Source organism: Acinetobacter sp. YH01006, from assembly GCF_013420445.1.
Taxonomy (GTDB): domain Bacteria; phylum Pseudomonadota; class Gammaproteobacteria; order Pseudomonadales; family Moraxellaceae; genus Acinetobacter; species Acinetobacter pseudolwoffii.
In genome coordinates this window covers 54514-79505 of record NZ_VOYB01000011.1, presented here as the reverse complement: position 1 = coordinate 79505, position 24992 = coordinate 54514, and the positions used below count along the sequence as shown (strand labels likewise).

At 41.6% G+C, this 24992-nt stretch carries 23 protein-coding genes; 6 read left to right on the top strand and 17 right to left on the bottom strand.

All coding sequences use genetic code 11. The features are described from left to right. Window positions 1-221 precede the first annotated feature (221 nt). Both FTT73_RS10835 and FTT73_RS10830 read left to right on the top strand, forming a co-directional pair. Entirely contained in the window at window positions 222-566 is a 345-nt protein-coding gene (locus FTT73_RS10835) for a hypothetical protein (RefSeq protein WP_180191421.1), read from the top strand. 347 nt (window positions 567-913) lie between these two features. Beyond that, on the top strand, window positions 914-2125 hold the full coding sequence (locus tag FTT73_RS10830; protein WP_074382887.1) for a YeeE/YedE family protein: 1212 nt from the start codon (window positions 914-916) through the stop codon (window positions 2123-2125). A gap of 52 nt (window positions 2126-2177) precedes the next feature. On the opposite strand, the gene FTT73_RS10825 is transcribed toward FTT73_RS10830, so the two are convergent. From FTT73_RS10825 to FTT73_RS10815, 3 genes are all read right to left on the bottom strand, one after another. Further along, entirely contained in the window at window positions 2178-2687 is a 510-nt protein-coding gene (locus FTT73_RS10825; protein ID WP_005096639.1) for a hypothetical protein, read from the bottom strand. 61 nt (window positions 2688-2748) lie between these two features. After that, window positions 2749-3528 (bottom strand): TIGR03915 family putative DNA repair protein, encoded by a 780-nt coding sequence (locus FTT73_RS10820; protein WP_180191420.1) that lies wholly within the window; start codon window positions 3526-3528, stop codon window positions 2749-2751. Continuing rightward, window positions 3528-4787, bottom strand: coding sequence for a putative DNA modification/repair radical SAM protein (locus FTT73_RS10815; protein WP_180049966.1), 1260 nt, complete (start codon window positions 4785-4787; stop codon window positions 3528-3530). Before FTT73_RS10815 ends, FTT73_RS10820 begins: the two co-directional genes overlap by 1 nt. A gap of 206 nt (window positions 4788-4993) precedes the next feature. Here FTT73_RS10815 and FTT73_RS10810 point away from each other — a divergent pair, with 206 nt between their 5' ends. Beyond that, the gene (locus FTT73_RS10810; RefSeq protein WP_180191419.1) at window positions 4994-6037 is read left to right on the top strand and encodes a nitronate monooxygenase family protein; all 1044 of its coding nucleotides are present in this window, start codon (window positions 4994-4996) and stop codon (window positions 6035-6037) included. 55 nt (window positions 6038-6092) lie between these two features. Here FTT73_RS10810 and FTT73_RS10805 read toward each other — a convergent pair whose 3' ends face one another. Continuing rightward, entirely contained in the window at window positions 6093-6770 is a 678-nt protein-coding gene (locus FTT73_RS10805) for a hypothetical protein (protein WP_100357098.1), read from the bottom strand. A 248-nt stretch (window positions 6771-7018) separates the two neighbouring features. Then, complete coding sequence (dusB, locus tag FTT73_RS10800) at window positions 7019-8038, bottom strand: tRNA dihydrouridine synthase DusB (RefSeq protein ID WP_034609040.1); 1020 nt, start codon at window positions 8036-8038, stop codon at window positions 7019-7021. Window positions 8039-8167: 129 nt separating this feature from the next. Here dusB and FTT73_RS10795 point away from each other — a divergent pair, with 129 nt between their 5' ends. Then, complete coding sequence (locus FTT73_RS10795) at window positions 8168-9766, top strand: tyrosine-type recombinase/integrase (protein WP_180191418.1); 1599 nt, start codon at window positions 8168-8170, stop codon at window positions 9764-9766. 45 nt (window positions 9767-9811) lie between these two features. Beyond that, entirely contained in the window at window positions 9812-10225 is a 414-nt protein-coding gene (locus tag FTT73_RS10790; RefSeq protein WP_180191417.1) for a hypothetical protein, read from the top strand. A 30-nt stretch (window positions 10226-10255) separates the two neighbouring features. Here FTT73_RS10790 and FTT73_RS10785 read toward each other — a convergent pair whose 3' ends face one another. The 5 genes from FTT73_RS10785 to FTT73_RS10765 are packed head-to-tail and all read right to left on the bottom strand — an operon-like array spanning window position 10256 to window position 14522. Further along, window positions 10256-10762, bottom strand: coding sequence for a hypothetical protein (locus tag FTT73_RS10785; RefSeq protein ID WP_174893478.1), 507 nt, complete (start codon window positions 10760-10762; stop codon window positions 10256-10258). Next, window positions 10759-11307 carry a glycoside hydrolase family protein gene (locus FTT73_RS10780; RefSeq protein WP_174893479.1) on the bottom strand — a complete coding sequence of 183 codons (549 nt, stop codon included), beginning with the start codon at window positions 11305-11307 and terminating at the stop codon, window positions 10759-10761. Before FTT73_RS10780 ends, FTT73_RS10785 begins: the two co-directional genes overlap by 4 nt. Further along, window positions 11291-11554 (bottom strand): hypothetical protein, encoded by a 264-nt coding sequence (locus FTT73_RS10775; RefSeq protein WP_174893480.1) that lies wholly within the window; start codon window positions 11552-11554, stop codon window positions 11291-11293. Before FTT73_RS10775 ends, FTT73_RS10780 begins: the two co-directional genes overlap by 17 nt. Before the next feature lie 60 nt (window positions 11555-11614). After that, complete coding sequence (locus tag FTT73_RS10770) at window positions 11615-14104, bottom strand: phage tail protein (RefSeq protein WP_180191416.1); 2490 nt, start codon at window positions 14102-14104, stop codon at window positions 11615-11617. A 1-nt stretch (window position 14105) separates the two neighbouring features. Further along, a complete protein-coding gene (locus FTT73_RS10765; protein ID WP_180191415.1) occupies window positions 14106-14522 on the bottom strand; it encodes an NlpC/P60 family protein in 417 nt (138 codons plus the stop codon). A gap of 136 nt (window positions 14523-14658) precedes the next feature. Here FTT73_RS10765 and FTT73_RS10760 point away from each other — a divergent pair, with 136 nt between their 5' ends. Then, the gene (locus FTT73_RS10760; RefSeq protein ID WP_180191414.1) at window positions 14659-16605 is read left to right on the top strand and encodes an acyltransferase family protein; all 1947 of its coding nucleotides are present in this window, start codon (window positions 14659-14661) and stop codon (window positions 16603-16605) included. Between the two features lie 122 nt (window positions 16606-16727). On the opposite strand, the gene FTT73_RS10755 is transcribed toward FTT73_RS10760, so the two are convergent. From FTT73_RS10755 to FTT73_RS10725, 7 genes are all read right to left on the bottom strand, one after another. Then, window positions 16728-17834 (bottom strand): hypothetical protein, encoded by a 1107-nt coding sequence (locus FTT73_RS10755; RefSeq protein WP_180191413.1) that lies wholly within the window; start codon window positions 17832-17834, stop codon window positions 16728-16730. Continuing rightward, window positions 17834-19261, bottom strand: coding sequence for a hypothetical protein (locus tag FTT73_RS10750; protein WP_180191412.1), 1428 nt, complete (start codon window positions 19259-19261; stop codon window positions 17834-17836). Before FTT73_RS10750 ends, FTT73_RS10755 begins: the two co-directional genes overlap by 1 nt. Window positions 19262-19320: 59 nt before the next feature. After that, window positions 19321-20178, bottom strand: a complete 858-nt coding sequence (locus tag FTT73_RS10745; RefSeq protein ID WP_180191411.1) for a DUF2163 domain-containing protein — start codon at window positions 20176-20178, stop codon at window positions 19321-19323. Beyond that, window positions 20175-20828 carry a DUF2460 domain-containing protein gene (locus tag FTT73_RS10740; RefSeq protein WP_180191410.1) on the bottom strand — a complete coding sequence of 218 codons (654 nt, stop codon included), beginning with the start codon at window positions 20826-20828 and terminating at the stop codon, window positions 20175-20177. The genes FTT73_RS10745 and FTT73_RS10740 overlap by 4 nt, the downstream gene beginning before the upstream one ends. A gap of 11 nt (window positions 20829-20839) precedes the next feature. Beyond that, window positions 20840-23821, bottom strand: coding sequence for a cell envelope integrity protein TolA (locus tag FTT73_RS10735; RefSeq protein WP_180191409.1), 2982 nt, complete (start codon window positions 23819-23821; stop codon window positions 20840-20842). Between the two features lie 78 nt (window positions 23822-23899). Further along, a complete protein-coding gene (locus FTT73_RS10730) occupies window positions 23900-24670 on the bottom strand; it encodes a hypothetical protein (protein WP_180191408.1) in 771 nt (256 codons plus the stop codon). Window positions 24671-24742: 72 nt separating this feature from the next. Further along, window positions 24743-24979: a hypothetical protein gene (locus FTT73_RS10725; RefSeq protein WP_180191426.1), complete on the bottom strand. Its 237-nt coding sequence runs from the start codon at window positions 24977-24979 to the stop codon at window positions 24743-24745. Window positions 24980-24992: the final 13 nt, after the last annotated feature.

The following is a 24992-nucleotide window of genomic DNA, read 5'->3' as shown; positions in this document are numbered from 1 at the left end:
CCTTGAATGCTTATTAAATTAGAAATTTTTTAGTTTCTGGATCTGACTCATTTAATACACTTAAAACAACTTATTAAATAAGTCCTGAGCGAGTTAAAGCAGCATAAGTATTGAAAAAAGTTACAGTTAATCAACAAATTTTGATCTATTTTCTAGCATAAACTTTAAGAAATGACTGTTAAATTAGTTGGCAGCTATACAACAACAAGGGATATTACTCGATGAATAAATTAATGATTGCTTTAGGTTTAGTGGCAACTGTTGCCTTGGTCGGCTGTAACAAAGATAAAGCACCTGAAACCGGGGCAACGACAGGTGAGCATTTAGAAAATGCAGCAGATCAAGCCGGTCATGATATGCAAGATGCAAGCCGTGAAGCTGCGGTAGACACTGAAAGAGCCTTGGATAATGCAGCGGAAAATACAGCTCAAGTAGCTGACGAAGCTGCTGCTGCAACGTCTCGAGCAGCAGATGCTACTGCTGAAGCAGCACGAAAAGCCACTGCGGCCACTGCAGCTGCGGTTGAAGAAGGTGCTGGCAATGTTCGAGAAAAAGCTGAAAACTGATTTTAGCTCTCAGTTTAATGCTTAAAAAGCCTGCGATTCAATTTGCAGGCTTTTTTATGTACTTCATTTGAAAATCTAGAAACTCAAAAATGCTCGATACTGATCTATCGGCATAAAACCATACGATTAAATCTGCAATTTATTTAAGCTGCTTAAGTGTAGAGAATTACAGAATAATGAGATGTTCCATTAGATTTATTTTTATAATTCACTCCCACAAATCAGATAAAGTGATAAAACTTATCAACTATAAGAATGACTTAATACTCACTCATTGGCCAAAATGGGCTGCATTTAAGCTGAAATTCAGTAGAATACCAGCCTTTATTTTTAAAATTTAATCTCCCATGTCAGTCATTGCTGCTGCTTCCCAACGGTCGAATATTTCGGTCTGGGTGGCTTTTATTTTACTTGTAATCGGTACAATCGGTGCCTATCAGATCGTTGGCTTAAATCAGGCTCTGTTATTTTTAATCGGTGGTGCGCTAGGCATGACCCTGTACCATGCCTCATTTGGTTTTACCTCGAGTTGGCGCGTCTTTATCAAGGAACGTCGCGGTCGTGGTCTGCGTGCACAAATGATTATGCTCGCTCTAGCAGTATTGTTATTCTTCCCCGCTTTAGGTGCGGGTGAATTGTTTGGCAACCCGGTCACAGGTAACGTCAGTCCTGTTTCCATGTCAGTCATGATTGGTGCCTTTATTTTCGGCATCGGCATGCAGCTCGGTGGCGGTTGTGCATCGGGTACGCTGTATACCGTGGGTGGTGGTAGTGCACGTATGCTGGTAACACTCTTGTTCTTCTGTATCGGCTCTGTGATTGCAACCTCACACTTAGACTGGTGGTTTGCTTTGCCGCATCTGGAACCTATTTCTCTGGTACAGAGTTTAGGGGTGATGCCTGGATTGCTGCTGAGCTTTGTTATTTTTGCACTGATTGCTGCGGCGACTGTTTATTTCGAAAAGAAACGTCATGGTCGTCTGGAAGTAGAACCAAGCAGTGAGCATCAAGGCTGGAAACGCTTTATTCGTGGTCCATGGCCTCTGATTTGGGGCGGGATTATTCTGACCCTGCTCAACTTTGCGACGTTGGCACTTGCAGGTCGTCCTTGGGGCGTGACTTCTGCCCTGGCAGTTTGGGGTGCAAAAGGCGCCACTTTAGTGGGTGTTGATGTAACTGCATGGGATTATTGGCAGAAAGCTGGCAATGCCAAAGCACTTACAGAGTCGTTGTGGTTTGATATTACCTCGATGATGAACTTTGGCATCATGCTCGGTGCTTTGCTGGCAGCCAGTCTGGCAGGTAAGTTTGCCCCGAATTTCAACATTCCGAAACGCTCGCTCATTGCTGCTGTTGTCGGTGGCATCATGCTCGGCTATGGTGCACGCTTGGCCTATGGTTGTAATATTGGTGCGTATTTCAGTGGCATCGCTTCAGGCAGTTTACATGGCTGGTTATGGCTGGTGTTTGCCTTTATCGGTAATGGTATTGGGGTGAAACTTCGTCCAATCTTCTTCCCGGAAGAAAAACCACAAGCTGAAAAAATTACAGGTTGTTAATCATTTAAATTAAAAAGCCCATCTTAATGATGGGCTTTTTTATCTTTAAGATTTAAAGCGCGGCTTTTAAATTACAACCATAACCCATGGTCTGCTGAACCTGACGATAAGTGGTATAGCGATCCAGAATAAAAGTATAGAAGTGATCGGCATTCGAAAAATTGTCTTTTAGATTTTCATTGGCAGCATTCGGCAATTGGATGTCATCGACCAGTTCCAGATTATAATGCCCCAAACGATACATATCGGCAAAATAAGCATTCATCATATCGCAATAGGCAATTTTACTTGGTTTTAATGCCGTACTGCTGACCAAATGACGGTTTAAAGTTTGCAGATTATTCACATCTAAAGGAAACTGGTGTGAGAAAGCAATACTTTCTAGTTTTTTAAATTTCTGAAAATCCTGAGCCAATTGGCTATTGAGTGCATCAAAACGTTGCTGTAATTCCTGCGCTGTCTGAACCTGATATTTGACTGGATCGACGACCGGTTTTTGTGGCTCTTTCGAGCATGCTGTTAATCCAATGAGCAGCGCCAATGACGTTAGCCATACCTTCATATCTATGCACTCAATCTAAATATAAACGCTTATTATGCCTGAAAGATGCCAGATGTACTGTTTAAAGTGTTTTCTCATTCATATAACGCCAGTAGCGTTTCGGTACATATTGAATATGCAGTTTCATATTGTTACGTGTCTGAATATTCACACTATTAAAATAATCTTTCCAGAGCTGATCATACAGCCATTCATCATCATCCAGTTCGATACTGAATGACTGACTGTGCCCAATCTGGATTTGCGGATCGATTGCTTCAGCATTCATCTCGACCTGATGTACCTGCTCTAAATCATAATAAATCCCGTAATTGCGCAGCTCATCATAAATCAGCCAGGATTGATCCTGATAGCGCTCCTGAAAATGTCGGGAAATAATCGGTAGAACATTAAAGTCCGGCTTAACCAGACTCAGGAATAGTCCATCCTTGGCCTTTTTAAAGCGTACAAAAGCCTCCATACGGTGCTTTTCCCGTCCGACTTGCTTGGCCCATTGCGACATACCGATAACTGCATGATGACCATAATCTTTATCGACAGGTCGCTGGTTTTTAAATACATAAACCGCGAAATCAAATAGAATCTGAAACGCTGCTTCTTGTTCCGACAGAAAAGTATAGTAAAAAGTACGCAAGCTGCTGGAGGAGACTTTTTGCTTGAGCCCCTGCCAGACCCGCTGTCCATGCTCATCATTAGAGCTAACATAAATAAATTCATCAAACAGGCCATTTTGTGCTTGTGGATTGGAAGTGATGCGGGCATTCAGTTCCTTAAACTCAAAAGCCCGAAATACACAACTGAGCAAGCCGGTCATGCTGCCATCAAAACAGTAACAGGCCATCAGAATGCCAGTCCAAGCTGTGGTGAAAGCTGCTGCTGATATTTAGATTGGCCAGACTGTAAAATTTGCTGACGGATCTGATGCGATTGCTGATCTTTCTTAAATTTTGGCGTATCAGCACAGCGGATAAAATGCTGTGCGCGGTTATATGCCACACCCATGCGTTTTAGCTGATCGATATGAATCTGACCAAAACGGCGTGCCTGTACAATTTTTTTGGCCGAACGTACCCCAATACCCGGTACACGCAAAATTATTTTATAGTCGGCACGGTTAATATCAACTGGAAAAGCTTCAGGATGTCGCAAGGCCCAGCTGAGTTTGGGATCAATATCCAGATCCAGATTCGGATGCTGGTCATCGACAATTTCATCGGCAGAAAATTCATAAAAACGCATTAACCAGTCGGATTGATATAGACGGTTTTCTCTTAACAAAGGCGGCGCTGAACCAACAGCCGGTAAGGCTTTTTCTTCAGGGTTAATCGGAATATAGCCGGAAAAATACACCCGTTTCAGCTTAAATTCCTTGTAATGCCGATCGGCCATTAAAATAATGTCTTGGTCAGTTTCGCTATGTGCGCCTACCACCATCTGTGTGGTTTGTCCGGCAGGTACAAATTTTGGCACCGTTTTAATCAATTTGCGTTCATCTTTGAGCTGGATCAGTCGATCCCGCACAATCCCCAAATCTTTTTGTACTTCGGCATGGGTTTTTTCAGGCGCAAATTTCTGTAATCCGGCTTCAGTCGGCATTTCCAGATTAATACTCATCCGGTCTACGTATAGTCCGGCTTCGGTAATGATTTCCTGAGATGCACCCGGAATGGTTTTCAAATGAATATAGCCATTAAAGTTTTCTTCTAGTCGCAGTTTTTTCACCACCTGTAGCATCCGCTCCATGGTGTGATCCGCCGATTTGAAAATACCCGAGCTTAAAAACAGACCTTCAATATAATTACGGCGGTAAAAGTTCATGGTCAAATCCACCACTTCCTGCACGGTAAATGCTGCTCGCTTGACGTCATTGGAACGGCGCGAAACACAATAAGAGCAATCAAAAATACAGACATTGGAAAATAGAATTTTCAGCAAGGAAACGCAGCGGCCATCTTCGGTATAGCTATGACAAATACCATTGCCGGTATTTCCTACCCCTTTGTCTTTATTTTTACGATTGCTTCCACTGGATGAACAGGACACATCATACTTGGCAGCATCGGCTAAAATTTGCAGTTTTTCACGGATACGATCAGACATGAGCTCAGAAAGATTTGACCAAAATGCTATTATAAAGTCTTCAATTGCAGCGCTATAGTTGATCTGTCTGGCTAGCGACATAGCGTGTCGTGAGAAATGTAAATGACAGCTAAGCAAAGTTTAAGTATTTCAAAATAAAATAACCAATATGATTTGCTTAATTTTGAACTCAAGGGCAAAGTAAAAACATAACAAGGAGCAAATCTATGTCTTTATTAGAAAATCTCGGAATTAAACATCCTATTTTCTTGGCGCCGATGGCAGGTGTCTCTACAGCTGAACTTGCAGCTGAAGTGTCCAATCAAGGCGGCTTGGGTTCACTCGGTTTGGGAGCCAGCAGTATCGAGGCAGCACGACAACAGATTTTAAAAACTCAAGAATTGACAGACTGCCCTTTTCAGGTGAATTTTTTCTGTCATGACAGTGTGCCCCTAGATGAAGCTGTCGCGCAGGCATGGATCGCACAGTTTAAAAATAAATTTATTGAATATGGGGCGCAGCCACCCGAGCATTTAAACTGTATTTATCCGAGCTTTAAAGACAATGATGACTTCCTGAATCTGGTGCTGGAAACCAAACCACGGGCGGTCAGTTTTCATTTTGGCATTCCGCATCCGCATCAGATTCAAGCCTTAAAACAGGCAGGAATTTTAACCATGGTTTCTGCGACCAATTTTGCCGAAGCCAAAGCCATCGAAGCTGCCGGAATTGATATTATTATTGCCCAAGGCATTGAAGCCGGCGGTCATCGTGGAATTTTCAGTACCAAATTCGATGCTTCGGTCAAAACCTCTAATCTGGTGAAACTGATCAAACAGCATTGTTCCCTGCCGATTGTAGCGGCAGGCGGGATTATGGACGGCCAACAGGCAAGACAAATGCTGGATTTCGGTGCCGATGCCGTGCAACTTGGCACTGCATTTGTACAGTGCAAATCGTCCAATGCCAAAGAGGCTTATCGTAAAGCCCTGCTTTCCAAGCCACTCACTCAAGTCAGTGCCAGTATTTCCGGTCGCCCTGCTCGCGGAATCATCAACCACTGGCATATGGATGTCGACACACCCGATCGTCTGGATGTGCCGGCTTATCCTTATACCTATGATCTGGCCAAGCAATTACATGCTGCTGCAGCCAAACAAGACGATCAGGGTTATGGCGCGTTCTGGGCAGGCTCAAATGTGGCACAAATTCGTGAAATGGAAGCGTCTGATCTGATCAATCAGCTGGTGCTGGAAATGAAACATCTCTAAAATTTATCAGCATAAAAAACCTCTCTAATTAGAGAGGTTTTTTATTCAGTCGGACTTAGCGGGTAAGTCGATGCCAGGCATCTTTGACTGCAAACTTGGCTTCTTCCCAATTTAAGCGGGATTCACCTTTCACCTGTTCCCACTTGGTCCGTAGTTCAGGTTCCGCATGATCAAAATCTGTATCACGATCATACATGGCACGGTTTTCATAACCTACACGATAAGCGCCGCGATAGTCACGATCATAGTCTAGATCGCTGTAGGTATTCCGCGTTTCATTAAAATACGGGCGATTATGATACTCATCGCGCCAGTAATTATCTTCGGCAATCAACTGGTCGGGATGCTGATAATTATCTGCCTCACTTCGAACTTCTGGATGCTGGTAGTTATCTGCCTGTTTTTGGCGATCTGATGTTGCAATATCATTACCGGCAATGCCACCAACCACACCACCGATAATGCCGCCCACCACTGCACCTGGAGGACCACCGACCAGACCTGCAACGGCCCCTACAGCAGCACCACCTACTGTACCCGCACCGGTCGCGGCCAGATTATCTTTGCCTTCATTCATATCTGGCACATTCGGATTATCTTTTTCAGGAGTATTTAAATCCGGACGTGCATTGGCATCAGTAGGATCTATATTTAAGCCTTCGCTGCGTTCTTGTGGCAATTCCGTTGACGTTTTATGGCTAAATTCTGTGACTGGACGATTGGTATTTGTCATTACAGATCTCCCTTGGTGATGACTACAAACAAGAAGGATCACCTCCTGTTCATATTAGATGAATCCATCATAGAACAAGTTTAAGTAAGCAATGTCCAAGTCCTGTCCGGTTTAAGTCAACAAAATGTTGTGCTATGTATTTGACCGGCTTAAGTGTAAACAGCGTGCTAAAATCGACGCGCTCAAGATAAAAAAGGTAGTATTTCTACACAAAACATATTTCTTGATTACCTCCTACTAGCCTGCCATCATTTGGTCTCTAATAAATTGACCTGTTCGACCTGAACATCACTCATGGTTGAGCCATGTTCAAGTAAAGTATTAAAATAATCTTCTACTACACGATATTGATCAGCTGTATTTTCTACCTGATACATGCCCTGACGAAACTCGTTGCTTGAACGCAGACCTTTGGTATACCAGGCAATATGTTTCCGGGAAATTCGGCAACCGGAATACTCGCCATAAAACTCATATAGCTCAGCCAAATGTCCCAATAGAACATCCTTAACTTCTGTAATACTCGGCGCATCCAGATATTGGCCAGTTTTTAAATAATGGGCAATTTCACGAAAAATCCAGGGACGACCTTGTGCTGCACGTCCGATCATGATGGCATCTGCACCGGTATAATCCAGTACATATTTGGCTTTTTCAGGACTGTCGATATCTCCGTTGGCAATCACGGGAATATTCAACATGTCTTTTACATCTTTAATGAGTGAATAGCGGGCGGTATTTAAATACATATCTTCACGGGTACGGCCATGTAAAGCCAGCGCCGCAATTCCGGCATCTTCCGCACGTTTTGCCACCCGCATGATATTTTCATGACCATTTAAATACCCCAGACGGGTTTTTAAAGTTACCGGCACATCGACCGCAGCCACGACGGTATCCAAGATACGGGCAACTAAATCTTCATCCTGTAGCAAGGCTGAACCGGCTAATCGATTGCAGACCTTTTTGGCTGGACAGCCCATATTAATATCAACAATTTGTGCACCATTGGCCACCTGATAACGCGCAGCCTCAGCCAGATCTTGTGGATCTGAACCGGCAATCTGGGCTGAGATAGGTGCCAGTTCCCCATCAAAATTGGCACGGTAGAGACTTTTTTTGCTCATACGCAAAGTTTTGTCTGAGGTCATCATTTCACTGACCGCATGACCTGCACCAAAATACTTGCACAAGGTTCTAAACGGACGGTCAGTCACACCTGCCATGGGGGCCACCCAAAGCTTCCTATCTATTGATCTTCCAAACAATTCTTCAATTACATTGTTTTTGCTCAAAATCTTTAACCTCGTTTAACTTCGTTTAGTCGCTTTGTATTGACTTTTAGTGCCCTTTGATTGCACCCTACTTGCACCCCAATATTTTAATGGTGCAAATTCATGGGAACAGTCACTAAGCGACAAACAAAAGACGGCACAACCCGGTATAGAGCTCAAGTCCGTGTACAACGTCAAGGCTACCCTGAATTCAAACAATCCAAGACTTTCAGCAAAAAGTCATTAGCTGAGGACTGGATCAAACGCACGGAAGCAGAAATCGAATTGCACCCTGAAAAAATGTTGAATCCGGCGGTGCAAATAAAGCACAAAACGCTCAGGGAGTTCATTTTTCAGTATTTGGAAGAAGCAGACAGCTTTGCCAGAACAAAAACTGGAGCACTACAGCACATCGCTAGTTTAGATATTTCTGAGAAGAATATCTATTCTTTAACGCGACAAGACTTTTCTGACTATGCAATTATGCGAAGAAAAGGCGATCCAGTTAAAGGAACTGATGGTGTCGCACCTGCCACCATCTTAAAGGACTTAAGCCATATCAAAGCTGTCATCGTTCATGCAGAGTTTGTATGGGGCGAACCCTTAGAGACTGTACTAATTGAATTTGAAAAAGCCATGATTGGTTTACAGAAGTCTAGAATTGTGACTCGATCCAAGCAGCGTGATCGCTTACCAACAGCCGAAGAACTTCAAATGCTGACCAACTATTTCTATAAAAGCTGGAAACGGGTCAAGAATTCAACACCGATGCATCTGATCATGTGGTTTGCTCTCTACACTGCCCGCCGTGAAGATGAGCTGTGTTCATTGCGTCTGGATGATTACGATGACCTAAATAGTCAGTGGTTAGTCAGAGATGCTAAGAATCCGAATGGATCCTTAGGTAATCATAAATATGCCCACATGGAACCAAGGGCCATCAATATGATTGACGAGTTCATGAAGCCAGAAGTCCGAGATCGAATGCTTGCCTTGGGATATGACAAGAATCTTTTAATACCAGTGAATACGCGTACCGTGTCGACTTACTTTACCCGGGCATGTAATGCATGTGGTATTAGTGATTTGCGCTTCCATGATTTACGCCATGAAGCCGCGACCCGTTATGCAGAAGATGGCTTTACCATTCCTCAGCTACAGACTATCACTCTTCATGAATCGTGGAATACCCTTAAGCGATATGTGAATCTTAAAAAACGCGGTACCCGATTGGAGTTTGAGGAAGCGATCCGTGTTGCAGAAGATAACTATAATAGTTATTACAAGGAATGGAGTAAGAAACAGCGCTACATGGCATTGGTTGATAAAGATGATGCCTTTGAAGATGAAGGTATAATTAATGTTGAGTTTGATTTCATTAAAAAGCACCTGGATGTATTCATTGAGATTCACCAAAACAATAAATACTTTAAGCGACTGCATGTAAATAAGCTAAACAGCAATAATCCATTCGCCTGGGATAATTCCAATAATCGATTTGTAGCTCATGATATCCAATTAGCTTGGGAAGACTGGTTTACTGAGAATGGAAAGGTAGATTGGGATGAGTTACCAGAAGGAAGTACACATTTTGGTATCAAGGATCTCACTATAGTTAAGAAGCTTAAAACCCGCACTTATGTGTGGGAGACATCTATTCAAGGCTGGATGGATAGTTTTGGGCAATATTTTATTGATGATAAGCATATTCATAAGTTATGACATCAATTATAGCTGACTTTATAACACTAAACCAAAGGGGTAATAATGAGCGAATTTATTCACCAAGAATTAATCTTGGATAAAAGCGACACAAAATGGCATGAATACTTTTCAAATAAAGAATATTTGTATTTAAAGCACGTCTTGAATGGGATATTGAACAATAACGGGGGATTTGAAAGTATTGGTATTACGTTTGACAAAGATTCGAGAACGTTACATATATATGAACCATTTGTGTGTTTAAACTACCTTGGATATTTATCCCCTTCTGTTGTTTCTATTAAATTTGTTGATGAAAATAAGATTCAATTTTTAAGTGGGAATGACAATGGTATTGGTATGAATTCACCAAGATTATCCCCATCAAGACTGTATGACTTCCCCAATAATTTAACTTCTAACATCTGTTTCTGGCATTTTGTGGATGCTATTGGTCAAGTCCATATGCATGATTAAATGCAAAAGCCCTCAATTGAGGGCCTTCTATTATGGCCAAGAATTACTTAATCGGCTTGCATCAGCTGCGTGTTCATCAGCTCGTTGCGCCACTGTTCGATATTCATTGACGCATTTTTCGAGTATGACACCGCTGGCGCTGGCGTACTCAATGATGGTTTCTCGGGTAGCTGTGGACATACGACTTGAGGCTGTATCGATTTGCTTTGACAGCCGATCAATAGCGGACTTAGCGCTATTGCTATCAGCAATAATTTGTTTGATATCTTCACGATGTTGAATCTCCGCTTTGAGTAGCTTTTCAGACCATTGTTTTTCTTTGGCGATAGCATCTGCTTTCGCTTTTTCGGTTAATGCCTCAGCCTTGGCCAAGTCGGTTTGATATTTTGCATCAAGTAGTGCGTAATCATCTTGCCAAGCCGAAACTCGCCATGTCTGCACACAAAAGCCGATGAGCGCAAGCAATAAAAAAGCCGCCAAGAAAATGATGACGGCTTCGTAAAACTTTGTGATAAATACTGTTATTAAATCTTTCATTGCGCCCCCATGCACTTACTGTGACGCTCAAGCTGTCGAGTCCAAACACCATAGCAATTATTGGATCGAACCGAACAATCACGCTTCGCCACATACTTCCATTTGAGTAATGAATCGCACGCCGCTTTATATTTACCCTGCTTTAAGTTGCGCAGCATCGATGATCCTGACCAAGCACCAGTGCCGTATTGATACGTGAAATCAAGATAGAGATCGTATTCAGGTTGTGAGATTGGAATATTCAAAATGGTTTTATTGAAACGCTGGGCATCCTTATCCATGTGCAGCTTGAGATAATTTAACGCAGTCTTACGATCAATTGCAGGATCTGTCATCTTGACGCGCACACCATTTGGATAAACAGTGGTACCGTGGCCAATCGTTGGCACATCCCCTTTCACAGGAATAACTGGTTTTGCTGTATATCCCTCTTTTTGTGCTGTAGCTTGAACTTGTTGTTCACTAGGACCAGTAATAAAAAAACCGCTTATTAAAGCGGCTGATATCGTTGATCCTGCAACAAATAATTTAGTCTTGTTTTGCATCCCATTGCCCTCGCAATTTTGCAATTTTTAGTTCATGTTCTTCTTGCTCACGTTGATCTTTACGTTTTTGAAATTGCTTGTTTGATAAGTAGTTTGCAAAACTAATCGCAAGACCAGCTAAACCTATCAAAACACCAATTAAAAACCCCCAGTCCCAAGTAGCAAGCCAAGAAATAATAGTGATTCCAGTCCCTGCAGTGGTTGCGACTGGTCCTGATGTATCTATGATTTGTGTCGCATTCGACATTGTGCCCCCTATAAAATTGACATTAAAAAAGCACCTGAAGGTGCTTAGGACTTGAAAAATTTAACTTTCTGCAGTGGCTTGTGTGATCCGTGCTGAGTAATTCCATGATGTCGGTTTCCACACATCTCGTGCTGCAACACGCACATAATATGTGGTCGTTGATTGCAAGCCAGTAATCGTGCAAGCATTTTCGGTACCGGTCCAACGTGCTTCTGTTGAATCAGGATCAAAATTAGCACTGGTACTGATCCACACCTGGTAATCTTTCAGATCCGGTACTTCACTTGGAATCCAAGTCACTGTGATCGAATCTGCAGTGGCAGATGTGTAGACGTTCAACAATTGTGGTGGCACCGGATTACTGATATTCAGCTCCGCAAAGGTACTGACAATCGAGCCGTTTTTACTTGCAACACGAATTGTATAAGCACGCTGAATACCGTCAATCTTGGCTTCATCCATACTGTAACTGTAATCAGTATTTGTCGTTTCAACTTCACGTAGCAATACACCACCTGACATGATTTGAACGATATACCCTGTGGCACCAGCTGCACTTTGCCACTGAACTTTAAAGCTTGTACCTTCAAAGGCCGACTGAAGGGATAGACCTTTTACGCCAGATGGACGGCTGCCAGTAATGGTATGACTATAAGCCGCCACCTCATCCAGCGTCTGTTCTTTTTGCTGCAATCCATTGAAGCTGGTGAACTTCAGATAAATCTGTTTTCCAACCATATTTTCATTGTAATCATGGCTAAAAATAGCACGATCAATACGAACAAATGATTCGCCTGCATTATGTGGCCCTGCATCATCGAAACGTCCACGGATCACATCGCTCAATGTATACAGCCCAGATCCATTCAATGTGGCCTCAATATAGTTAATATATTCGTCACCGACTCTACATAGAGTTGCATCAACTTCAGCATCTTCAACCGTACCACTGAACATCTGGCTGGATGTATTCAACTGAATCTGCATCTCGGTATCATCTGCATCAATCGCTGAAACCAGGGCACCATATCGAGCAGACCCATAGATCGTACCAACCATTTCATAAGTTGTATTATCCAAGCTGACCCAGACATTACAGCCGCCCCAATTAATTCCACCGGATACAGCTACCCATATCTGATTTTTACCGCTAGTCAAATCTAATGGTGGCTCAAAAATATACGGTGCATTCACGTTTCCAGGCTCTTCATTTCCTCCCTGATAGCCATTAGATGATTGAAGATCATATTCAACCGCAGAGCGAGATCCAACAGCCAGTTCTTCAGCCGTAATAGACAACATTCCATCTTCATCTTCCTCGACACGCGTGATCCGCACCGGGAAACGATTCAAGCCTAAAGATTCATCTGTAATCGTCACAATATCCATCGGCTCTAAACGGCAGTACTTCCAGCCTAATTCGAACTCATATTCATTTCGAACATACAGTTTTCGCTGTAACAGCAATTGCACCGCATGACGGGCGATTTTGGGCTCACAGAAAAAGTCGAACTTGACTGGATCTTGTGTACGCAGACCGAACATTTCAATATTGGCTTGGTCCTTGGCTTCAACTGTTTCAGTGTTGTACTGGTTAAACCGATTCACGTACTCAATCTGGCAATGGTTGTATGCATCGGTATCACGGCTTCGACGAACACGTACTGGTTGATCTTCTCCCAAGAAATCGTCATCTGTTAAATGGTATACCGGTTCCAGATCAGGTACGAACGTTACCCCATTTCCACTGACGACACTGTCACCGTATGAACGGATTTTCAAGCCATCTGGACTTGGTACCACTGCACAATTCACCGCTTCAACAATTTCATTGATGATTTCGAATGCTTCACGCTGTTCTGTCAAAGCAGGACTGATCAACAAATTGGTTGCTGTACAGTAAGTCCGAAATTCAGATAAATCTGCCATTTGCAGACTGGGTGATGCGCCATATCGTGGATTGGTAATGAAGTCTTCAATTACATCTGCAGGATTGGCATCTTGAATCGTTTCTGAGAATGTAATATCGCTAATCACTTCAAAATTGTGATTCGATAAGCTGGCACTCCCCCCCAGATCGTAGTTAGCACATGCGACATAACCGAGAAATGGATAGTGCAATGCCTGGTCAGGATGCTTTGATGGGAGATAGCCCCAAACAGGATTATGATCACCATCAAATAATTCAAACCCTAGCTGATCAATGGGTTTAAGCTGAATACCACCTTCCGTTTTAGGAACAATCTGTTCTTTGTCACGCCAGATAATCCCAATGTCTTTGATTTTATTTTCACAAAGCCCAAGCATGAATGAAGCGCTGTAAGTATAAGTCGTGTTTTTAGTTTTTACACCACCACCCTTACCACCTTGCTTTTTCGTTGTTGTATGAGCTGTGGCTGTGAAATCACCATACCAGAACATATTAGCAGCAACACGGTTTTTACCGTAAACCAAAGGCTGACAAAGACCGTAAGCTGACTGCTGAATCCGCATTGAATTGATCCGCTTGTCAGATGTGCTGACGGTACCACCACCAAAAACACCACCCATTTTATAGCCCTCTTAAACGATAAAACCCGGCAATTCGCCGGGCTAAACTTCCTTTGGTTCCATCCTGCAGAATGACTCCCTGATGGATATATGAGTGGATGATCGTAGGCCACTCAACGACAATTGCAGCATGACTGATGCACTTGCCAAAATGATAGAGAACGATATCACCAGGCTGAGGATCTGTCACTTGAACACAAAATTTCTTGATGTGCTCAAGGTAACGTTGACCCATCTGATGCATATGCCAGTCAGGTGGGTATGGCCGTGGATCGTAATGATCAATAAGCCCTACTGCTTCATAGACTTCACAAAGCAGTGTTGCACAATCGACACCCACACCTTTAACACGCCCTTGATGATGATATGGCGTGTCAAGCCAAGTCATAGCCTCTTTTACCACTTCGATGTTTTTCATGTCTGATCCAATAAAAAACCCTGATCTAATTAAAGATCAGGGTCGGTGGTGGTTTGTTGGGTAGTAAAAGTCATTTAACTTTTATCAGTTAGTCTATAAAATCGATTCGATTTTTTATAGAAAAATACAACATATTATGAGTCAAAAATTTAGAGCTGACATTAATGGACTAAGAGCGATTGCTGTCATAGCTGTCGTCTTATTCCATTTCAACCCATCATGGATGCCAGGTGGATTTGCTGGTGTGGATGTTTTCTTTGTGATCTCTGGTTTTTTAATGACAGGGATAATCTTTAGAGGCTTAGAGCAAAATAATTTTTCAATCCTTAAATTCTATGTTGCTCGTGCTAATCGAATAATCCCTGCTCTAGCATTACTTTGCATAGTATTACTTGTGGTTGGGTGGTTTTACCTCACACCGATGGAATACAAAGCATTAGGTAAGCATGCTGCTAGTAGTGTCACATTCCTATCAAATATTATTTATTGGAGAGAGGTCGGCTATTTCGATGCAGGCGCTCATGAAAAATGGCTATTACATACTTGGTCACTTTCTGTTGAATGGCAATTCTATATAATTTACCCAATTATATTGGTATTACTTGCCAAGATGTTTTCGATTAAAACTATTAAATCAATACTAGTGGTTAGCACTATACTTGGTTTTATTTTCTGCGTTATAGCAACTTATAAATGGCCAAATCCATCTTATTACTTACTATCTACCCGCGCATGGGAGATGATGCTTGGTGGCATTGCCTATCTCTACCCCTTAACTGTAAAAGAAAGCAGAAAAAAAGTATTTGAGTTAGCCGGGTTAGTATTAATTATTGGATCTTACTTTTTAATATCTGCTGACAATCCTTGGCCTGGTTATCTAGCAATCCTTCCTGTTCTAGGCTCTTTTTTATTAATTCAAGCTCAGCGCAATAATAGTTTCATTACGGGAAATGCAGTTTCTCAAAAAATAGGTAGCTGGTCATACTCTATATATTTGTGGCACTGGCCTCTTGTTGTTGCTATTTATATTTTTTCATTAAGTGAATTTTATACTTATGCCGGCATCATACTTTCTATTTTTCTAGGGTTTCTGAGTCATAAATATATCGAGAAAATTAAATTCAGAAATCAATTTTCAAATATATTTAGCTACTTAAAATGCAAACCTATTTATTTAGCTGGTTTTGTTGGATTATTAGGTGTATTTGTTTTTATAAAATATGAAAGTCTCACACCATTCCGACTGTCAGCAGAAAGAATTACAATTGTAGAACAAGAAAAAAGGGATCCAAGAGCCTCATTTTGTGGAAGACCTGTAGATGGTATTTCCCCACAATGTACTTATGGTAATGGTCCAGTAAAAGCTATTATAATTGGTGACAGCCACTCTCAAAGTCAAAATGTTTCCATTGGTGACCGCGCTTCGCTTCACGGTGGAAGTGTTGTAAGCTTTGCTGTGTCGGGCTGCCCAACAATAAAAGATGTTTATTCAGTTAACCATCAAACAAAAGAGAAGAATTACAATTGTGGGGTGTTAGTAGCCAAGACTATTAATATAGTAAAGGAAAAATATCCAGGTGTTCCTATAATTATTATTAATCGCTTATCTCAGTCCATACATGGATACAATGAGAAAAACAACCCTTCAGTAGAGCCGATTTTATTTATTGATCATGTTTTTAGTGAGAGAAATACTGCATATCATAATAATTTAAAAGGACATATGATTAGTACTATTTGTAATTTCTCTGAGAATAATCCTGTCTATCTAGTTAGACCAACACCTGAACTAAAAGACAACGTACCTCTTACAATGTTTAGAAGTTCGATTACCTTGAGCACTCCCGAGTCGGTTAAAATCACAAGAAAGGAGTTTTCTGACCGCCAAAAAATTGCATATGAAATGCAAAATGAAGCAGCTCAGAAATGCGGCGTTAAGATTCTAGACCCTACTCCTTATTTGTGTGATCAGAATTATTGTTATGGGGATATTAATAAAATTCCTCTCTATCTTGATGATGATCATCTAAGTGCTTATGGGGCAAAGTTAATCTCTCCTATTTATGATCAAGTTTTTAAGTAATTTTTAAGAATTCTTGAAATATTAAATTAACTCAAGAATTTATTCTTTTTGATATTTTTTAAACACCCAGCTATAAACTCAAATAAGATTATGGTTGGGTGTTAGCCATATTAATAAATAAATTAACCAAAAACCTGCCATTCTCGTGCTAATTCACGCAATTGTGTTTGTGAAAAACCACCCTCAAACACAGCTATGCGATTGATTAAACTATTTGTGCGTGAAAAATTAATATCAAACCCATCAATCGGAAAATCAAGAAGCGATTGTGCGTGACTTAAACAGTTTGTAACAATCACACGATTGATTGATTTTAAAACCGTGACAGCAAATACTGAATTTTTTATCCCCACTGGTTGACTTCGTGAGAGTATTGCTTCATATCGTCCACTTGCCGAGTAAGTTGCTGCTGAAAAACCGTAAGTATCAGTGTCTAGTTGAAATCTATTCCCAGTTTTATTTCCGATAAACACAGAAGCAAGGCTTGATGGAACTCCATACGCTGCCGAAATGTCGAGCAGTACAGTATAGGTGTCTTTAGCAGCAACGATATTTTTAACATTATCCGTTAATGTAATGTTCGTAGCACCTCGACTCCGATAGCTGTTTTTATTGAGATACGGAACGCGACCACCATTCGGAACACCAGTTCCCCCTCGAACCATTGAAAATGCAGTTACATCGCCATGTGTTGTAAAGTTAATCGTACTATTGCCCGCATTATCTTCTAACTTCAAAAAAAGAGGTTTATTTTCGGTGCAAGTTAATCCCTCACCAACAACTCGATTTGAGATATTTCCAGAAACTACGACACTACCTTCCCCCTCCATCATCAGCCAAATGTAATCAGTTCTGTATGTCGTAGTTACTGTTTCGCTACTCTGTACATCCAGCCCCTGTCGGTTGATGATTTGTTCTGCACCAGCAATAGCGCCTTCATGTAACAGCCCTTTCAAGTTAGATTGTTTGTCAAAATGAATCGCAGGGATGTTTGGATCGGCTACTAACCAACCTTTTGTTTTTGAGTAGTATTCTGTGTAACCAGTTCTTGAATAATTAATAATATCACTAAATGATTTTGCCTTTAGAGTTGCACCCTCTCTTATTACGTATTTTTCTATACCAAAGTCTGCAACAAATAATGCGCGATCTAATGAAGTGGCAATGTTAAAAATATTTCTACCCGTTTCCTTTAAAGCTTTATTGTCGCTTTTTAATATTAAGCTCATTATGCAACCTCGTAATTAATAGAGTTGGTTTTACCGATAAATAATTTTCGCAAGTTATTGTCAGTCCAAAGGACAGTGAGATTTAAGGATTTATCTTCGTTGAGATTAACTAGGAAGCTGGGTTTATAAACCCAAGCTTGATCTTCAGGTAGAATTTCACCACGATAAGTCCAGTTTTCTCCATCCATGCTAGTTAAAAATTCAAAGTTATTCCCACCCTCTGAGTTTGATGTAAGCATAACGAACAACCCCCCAACATATCTAACTTCGTGATGCCAAATTCCGCGACCGTCATAACGCTTTGTATGCTCAATAGTCCAATTTCCATCTAATTTGTCGCTGGTTCTCAGTCGCATACCTGATCCGGTGCCAGACCACAGCATCCATTTTTTACGTGTGGGATTGTAGATCAGAGATGGGCTAAGTTTTTTACCTCCTGCCGAGTCTGGCTCAAAATCTGATAGAGTAATCGGGTCACTCCATTCATAACCGTCTCGGGTAGTTCTTGCAAAAAGAGCAGTTACAGATCCCAGTACTGGGTCTGTAGCGCTGTCGCGGTAAGTACAAACAATCAGCCCGTTGATAGGGTCATAACTTAAATTAACATCACTCAAAAACCTTTGCTTGTAACTTCCATTGCTTGTAGGTAATGCCAGTGGCTGCACAAATCCATCGAGAAGATCAAAGGTTTCTAAATCATTACTACCAAATATTGATGGATTTTCCACAGAAGCTGTTGCGTATGATGTGATAGCCAACAAATATCGGTATCCTCTGAAACCGCCATAAAACTCAACAATACTTGGATGCACTACACTGTCGTCTGCGCTGTAGTATGTGGATAGCGGAATTTGAACTGGTATTCCGACTTTTAAACCACCCAAATCAACAGGGTTTATTGAGTACCGTTGTGGCTGCAATCCAAGTGGACATGGAGCGTAAGAGACACCAGAAAATGGTAGATATGACATTAATTCAGAGGATATGGGTTGTAAGCCTTCTTGCGGCAATCTTGTTTTTGTTTTCAGCTCAGGGTAAGCACCTAAAGCATTCTGAACTGGCATGTTGCTCTGAGGTAATAGCAGATTGCCCTTTTTATCAATGCTAAGTAAGACATTGAAGTTATCATCATTTATTTGAAATAGGTCTTTCCGATTGCTTGAAACATTGTAAAAACTATTTATTGCATCCGACACTGCTTCGGCTTTAGCGGTATCAGTATAAGTTTTAGCATTCACTTCCGCAGTATTAGCTTTGGTTGTTGCGTCTGTGGATGCTGCGACAATAGCTTCATTTTTAGCAGTATTAGCTTTTTCGGTTGAACTTTCTTTGGATTCTACATTTTCAGCAAGCTGACCTAGACGTTGCTTCATCTGTGTATTCGTTGCTGTCGGATCTGTTAATTCTGCTGCTGTCGGTAAAGGCATTTTCTCACCCCATAAAAAAACCCAGCTCAATGACTGGGTATGCGTTAATACAAATTAGGTTAAACTGCTGTTTCAGGCACTGGTATAAATGGCGCACCACGGAAACGGCTGAAATTATTGAAACGGTTTTGACAGGTCTCTAAACGCTTATCACATCCTGGATAAACCTTGATTCGCTGCTCTGCCTGCGGTGCTTCCAGTAATGGCAAAGTCAATAACAAAGCCCCCGATTCATGCATGCGAATCGTCCGTTTTAGACCTGCATTACCACCGTCCAAGAATTCAATTACACCTTGAGTAAACCAACCTTGAGGCTGATTCACCTGGCATAAAATTCGTGCTGTAGTACTGCCTGCTTCAATCGTCGTTTGCACCATGAAATTTTGACGCAATAGGCCGCATGCACTGTCAAATAACGTGTTGGTACAACTTGGTTGATACAGATTTCGTGGCATTTGTACGTTCAATTCATCCAGATCTGATGCAACACTTGCCTGAATGGAGTTGCGATCCAAATCAGGTTCAATGATTCGACCTTCAAAAAGCTTGATAGCCCCGGCACTGGTATCGGTTGGTGTATTCATATTCATGAAAATCCGTTCCAACTTAAATCGAGCACCATCTAATTGGCCATTATGAAAGGCTTGAACAACATTAATTCCGTTCCATTTGTTATCGTCAATACAATCAATACTGATCGATAAATTATCGACTTCAATGCCGAGTGAAAGACTGATTCCATCACGGCTGATAATTGGGCCATCTGAGTTATAAACCTGACCCGCAACCACCAGGTCAAAATCATAATTCGTGTATCGAAAAACATCACCCTGCACCGTTGTAATGGTATAGAGATCTGCCATCACAAACTGATCAGCATCAAGCAATGCAATTAATCTTGGAGAAGCTGCTCTCATACTTTATTTCCTAATGAACCGATCATATCGACCTTGTTGGCTTTCCATAATTTGCTCATGAAATTGGTGTATTGCTGTTCGTCATCAGCAAATCGACAACGATAGTAATACGTCCCTTTCACCTCAAACTTATGACCTTGTTTCAAAGGCTTTGAAAGCGTAACCATGCCTGACTTGGTTACTTGAGCAGTTGTGTCATCCCAAAACAGATCATCGTCATTGTCACTCCAAAACGGCGTTTGATCATTTTCATTCCAAAACGTTGGATCTACTTCAAAAACTGTCTCAGCCTTTGTATGAGCCAAAGGAATCACGGAAGTATGCATCTGCTTATACAGTTGGAAACTTGTCTTACTTCCATCACCCCTGTAAGAACACGTGTAATCGCAATCCTCAGGCATCTTAAAAAGAAAGGAATCGAATGCACCACGGCGTTCTAAAAAGAAACTTTCGAGTTGCTGTAATTCATTCTTTCCTTTCGATTCACGCAGAAAGCCGAACGACAAAGATATTTCATACTTGGGAACGGCCTGGTAACTTGCGCGAAGCTCCCGACCGTTCACTGACTCCATGATCTTTGTATTGAAAATGGGTTTCTTGCTTAGATCCCATTCCAGTCCTGGCAATTCAGGAAACAATACATCAGACACGATTTTCTCCCTTATCGACCAAAATTACGGTTATAGCCTTTCAGACCACCAGCCAATTCACGACCATGCTTTTCCATAAAACGGCGGACGTCTTTTGAATCCCATGCTTGAATCGTGAAATTGTTAAAGGTCTGCGCTGAGCTTCCACCACCTCCACCTATTCCTCCATCGGAGGTTAAGTTTTTACCCAAAGCACGGATCGTATTGGCATGCTGTTTAGGCAAGACCATTTCCTCTTCATGCAATTGAGTTACTGGATTCACACCTGCAGGAATATCGTAACCTCCTCGAGCAGATTTGATTTTGCCAGCAAGACCGCCAACCAATGCCAATGCAGAAGCACCAGCCGCCACAGCAAGCACTGGACCAATGTAAGGAATGGATACCATAGCTTTAAATGCACCCGCCATCGCTTCCCAGGCATACATCATGATGGACTTGATTGCTTCACCCGCTTTGATGGCCAAACGCGCTAAGGCACCTGTACTGGTTGCCATGGTCTTGGTGGTTTCACCAGCCACTACGGCGCCAGTCTGTGCAGCTTGACCGGCAACCTCTGCAGCGGTTTCAGTTTTGATGAATCCAAGCTTTACAGCCAATCGAGTGGCTAAACTTGCAGCATACTTTTTCATTGGCGCCGTGATCATGCTTTGAATAAACGCCCCTGCCAGTTCTGTAAAAATGGCATTCATGGCATTTTTCCAAGTCAGCGTTCCATTCATCATGGACTGAATGCCCTTGTCCCATAGACCAGACATTCGTGACGTTAGACCACCAAACTTATCCTCAAAGTCTTTCATTTGGGCATCTGAAAGAACTCCAACTTGCTTGGTATCGGAAACCTTTTGATCAGTATCCAAATCAGAAATATTGTTCATAATCTGATTCTGATTACCCTGTTTTCCTGAGATACCAGACATTTGATTTTCTAAGTCAAGGCGCTCTTGCAAGCCATTACGCTTGATAGCTCTGAGCTGATCCTCTAACTCTTTTTCAAGCCGTGCTTTTTGAACATTTGAAATTTTCTTAGCATCGAATTCAGCTTGGATATTAGCCTTTTCAATCTCATAGATTCGCTGAGCTTGTTGCTGCTTGTTTTGAATTTCAGCTTCGCGAATAGCTTTAATTTTTTCAAACTGTTCAGCATTTAATGCAGTAATCTTGTCACTGGCATCCTTTTCAGCACGTACCTTAAAAGCAGCCTTTTCAGCATCAGTGATTTTGGCTTTTTCAATTTCTTTAAGTGCTTTTTCAAGATCCAGCTTTATTTTCTGTTCTTGAGTAGCATACTTATACCGAATATCAGCAATTGCTTTAGCTTCTTGCTCAGCAGCTCTTTCCTTTGCTTTTGCATCAGCATCAGATTTAGCTTTTGCCGAACTTCCTTTAGAGTCTTTGACCCCTGTGCCAATACCCTTATTTGAGTTAAATGTTGGTGATGGTGTAGGTCGTGGTGCAGTTCCGACTACAGTAGGATTTTTTAAGAACAGATTCTGGAGTCTTTGCCCACCTGTTGTTGCAGAATTGACAATAGCCGAACCTGCTGTGCCCCAAGCATTAGCTGTGTTGCTTACACCAGTATTCCAACTTGTTTTTAGATTGGTTAGACGCGACTGCATCTGACCTGTATAGCGATCAGTAATTGAACCTAATTGTGATAGACCACTTTCCCATGATGCTTTGGCAGCTGAGAAGTTAAAGTTCAAAACATTGCTAACAATATTACCAAAGGTCTGAAACTTGATAGACAAGACATCAAGGCCGTATTGAATCGTATCTCGGAAACCTCCAAACACATTCATTACAGTATTCACTGAAATGTTGATTGCTTGGCACACTGTAGCAACGACCGCACGAATAGCAGCAAAAGCAATTTCGATACTAACTTTTAGCCCAACAGCTACGGCTGCAAATCCATTCATCGCACCAGCGACTAGATCCATAAACCCTACTTGTTGAATCGATCCATCACCAATATCAGCAGTTAAATCACTCCAAATACCGCCTATCGTACTAAATACACTTTGAACAATATCGAGGAGGCTCTCGAATGTCGTGATTATTGCCGTGACTGCACTATCAATACCCTCTCTGGATCTTGATGCAAAACCAAGGAAATCATTTGCTAAGTTTGTCAGCGCCGGTGCTGCTTGAGCTGCCAGTCTTGTAAATACGCCGTCGATTGTCTGTTGAATCGTACTTAATGCAGTATTGAATTCCTTAGTCTTCGCAATTGCATCCTGATCCATAATCAAGCCAAGTTCATGCGCTTGTTTTGAATATTCTTTTAGCTTCTCAGCGTTGTTTTCTAGCAATGGAGCCAATAGCGTTGCATCATTAGCGATTGACTCCATATAGAAAGTCATCTCAGCTTGGGATACGTTGGCTTTCTCTAACGTTTGATAATACTTTTCGAGGATTTGTGGACCAGTAAGACCTTGGAACTCTTTGGCAGTCACCCCCACTTTTGGTGCAATTTTCTCGAAGAAATCAGCCATTTCTCCGCCACCAGTTTGCATGAAGTCACCAAACTTATCGTTCACATCTTTCATGATGTCAGATAGTTTGTCTTGCTCAACCATGACTGATTTAGAAGCAAATGCCCACTCTTGGAATTCTTTTGTGGTTGTATTAGCCAAGCGTGCTTGAATTTCCAATTCTTTTGATGTTCGACCAACTTCAGATGTTAATGACGCCAATCCAATAGCTGCTGTCCCAACAGAAGCCGCTATACCAACTCCGATCGCGGCAAAGCTTTTAGTTAAATTTCCTGAGATTGATTTGCCGATATCCTCAAATCTATTGTTGATATTCTTGGTTATGTCATCCAAACCAGTTTTAATGCTTGAGAAATCCAGCTTAAATTTAACCTTACTCCCAGTATCCTCAATTCGTTTAGCGCCATCACTAACGATTTTCTCAGCATCATTCATGCCCTTTTTAAGTTCAGAAGTCTTCGCACCAACGTGCACTTCCACTCGATTGTTGCTCATAATTCCTCTCTTACAGGCATAAAAAAACCGCCATTAAGGCGGTTCTTTAAAATCTATGGATAATAAGAATTTTTATCTTTAATTTTTCGTACCCAAGAATAAAACTGCATTATCTCGGCTACTTGTTTCAGTAACTGCATATAAAGTTTTGTCAGCTGAATCATAATAAGCCACACCCTTAACTGACTGTCCTGCCAGATAGCAAGGTGAATAACCAAAAACTAAATCAACATTGTAGTAAGGTGCATTTTCTTCAGCTGCTATTTTCCCTGAGAACGTACAGCCACTTTGTCCTTTACCTGAAATCACACCCGTATTTGAAATAGTCAAATTTGCATCTTCAATACCTTGTACAATCGCCGATTCTCCATAATAAGTGCCTGCAATTGTCGCTAGATTGGACGCCGTGTTGTTTAAATCCGTTTCGTATACAGTATCGAATGTAACCTGATTTGAAGGCGAATATGTGATTGTGCCTTTCAGGCTCTTCTTGGAATCAACTGTTCCACTAATAGAGGTGCTGTAAACGGTAGAACCACCAAAATAAAAGTCTTTTCCGCTATTGGCTTTTATCGTATTACCAGAAACAGTGAAGTTTCCAGTCATGAATCCTGTAACACCAGCAGAATAAGGTGGTGAATATAAGAACCAGAATTTATTATTTTTATCCACCAATCCAACTACATTCTGTTCTTGATTGGTCTTTCCAGTATAAATACCTGTGACTTCAGCCTTTGATACTGGTGGGTTGTTACCATCATTATTGGAAGATGAAGAATCACCCCCACCACCTCCACCACAAGCAGCCAAAGTGAAAGCTAAAAAACTCACCCCTAATACTTTTTTCATGCTTATACCCGATTTTTATAAAGTTCAGCCAAACTTTAACCAACTCAAGTATATAAATCAATCAGGGTAGCCTTAGCCACCCTGAGGGAAGTTTTGCAGATCCGCAAACAGATCATCTTCATCATCGCTTTGCGTATCATCTGAACCAGTACTGTCTTCAATCCCCATAAATGCCTCAAGGATCCGACACAGACGCTGAATGCCAACATGGCTGGGAGGACACTGCTTGTGATACGCATTCAATGCTTTGACTCTTGGAAAATCCAATTCATTACGCACATAGTCGTAATCCTTGCCCAATGTAACCACCAAATGCGTGTAC

Bases quoted from the DNA above. Each gene is read 5' to 3' on its own strand.
- FTT73_RS10795 (WP_180191418.1), top strand. From the start codon at position 8,168: ATGGGAACAGTCACTAAGCGACAAACAAAAGACGGCACAACCCGGTAT.
- FTT73_RS10815 (WP_180049966.1), bottom strand. From the start codon at position 4,787: ATGTCTGATCGTATCCGTGAAAAACTGCAAATTTTAGCCGATGCTGCC.
- FTT73_RS10775 (WP_174893480.1), bottom strand. From the start codon at position 11,554: ATGTCGAATGCGACACAAATCATAGATACATCAGGACCAGTCGCAACC.
- FTT73_RS10745 (WP_180191411.1), bottom strand. From the start codon at position 20,178: ATGAGAGCAGCTTCTCCAAGATTAATTGCATTGCTTGATGCTGATCAG.
- FTT73_RS10730 (WP_180191408.1), bottom strand. From the start codon at position 24,670: ATGAAAAAAGTATTAGGGGTGAGTTTTTTAGCTTTCACTTTGGCTGCT.
- FTT73_RS10735 (WP_180191409.1), bottom strand. From the start codon at position 23,821: ATGAGCAACAATCGAGTGGAAGTGCACGTTGGTGCGAAGACTTCTGAA.
- FTT73_RS10770 (WP_180191416.1), bottom strand. From the start codon at position 14,104: ATGGGTGGTGTTTTTGGTGGTGGTACCGTCAGCACATCTGACAAGCGG.
- FTT73_RS10755 (WP_180191413.1), bottom strand. From the start codon at position 17,834: ATGAGCTTAATATTAAAAAGCGACAATAAAGCTTTAAAGGAAACGGGT.
- FTT73_RS10760 (WP_180191414.1), top strand. From the start codon at position 14,659: ATGAGTCAAAAATTTAGAGCTGACATTAATGGACTAAGAGCGATTGCT.
- FTT73_RS10785 (WP_174893478.1), bottom strand. From the start codon at position 10,762: ATGAAAGATTTAATAACAGTATTTATCACAAAGTTTTACGAAGCCGTC.
- FTT73_RS10820 (WP_180191420.1), bottom strand. From the start codon at position 3,528: ATGGCCTGTTACTGTTTTGATGGCAGCATGACCGGCTTGCTCAGTTGT.
- FTT73_RS10830 (WP_074382887.1), top strand. From the start codon at position 914: ATGTCAGTCATTGCTGCTGCTTCCCAACGGTCGAATATTTCGGTCTGG.
- FTT73_RS10780 (WP_174893479.1), bottom strand. From the start codon at position 11,307: ATGCAAAACAAGACTAAATTATTTGTTGCAGGATCAACGATATCAGCC.
- FTT73_RS10805 (WP_100357098.1), bottom strand. From the start codon at position 6,770: ATGACAAATACCAATCGTCCAGTCACAGAATTTAGCCATAAAACGTCA.
- FTT73_RS10825 (WP_005096639.1), bottom strand. From the start codon at position 2,687: ATGAAGGTATGGCTAACGTCATTGGCGCTGCTCATTGGATTAACAGCA.
- FTT73_RS10765 (WP_180191415.1), bottom strand. From the start codon at position 14,522: ATGAAAAACATCGAAGTGGTAAAAGAGGCTATGACTTGGCTTGACACG.
- FTT73_RS10790 (WP_180191417.1), top strand. From the start codon at position 9,812: ATGAGCGAATTTATTCACCAAGAATTAATCTTGGATAAAAGCGACACA.
- FTT73_RS10750 (WP_180191412.1), bottom strand. From the start codon at position 19,261: ATGCCTTTACCGACAGCAGCAGAATTAACAGATCCGACAGCAACGAAT.
- FTT73_RS10810 (WP_180191419.1), top strand. From the start codon at position 4,994: ATGTCTTTATTAGAAAATCTCGGAATTAAACATCCTATTTTCTTGGCG.
- FTT73_RS10835 (WP_180191421.1), top strand. From the start codon at position 222: ATGAATAAATTAATGATTGCTTTAGGTTTAGTGGCAACTGTTGCCTTG.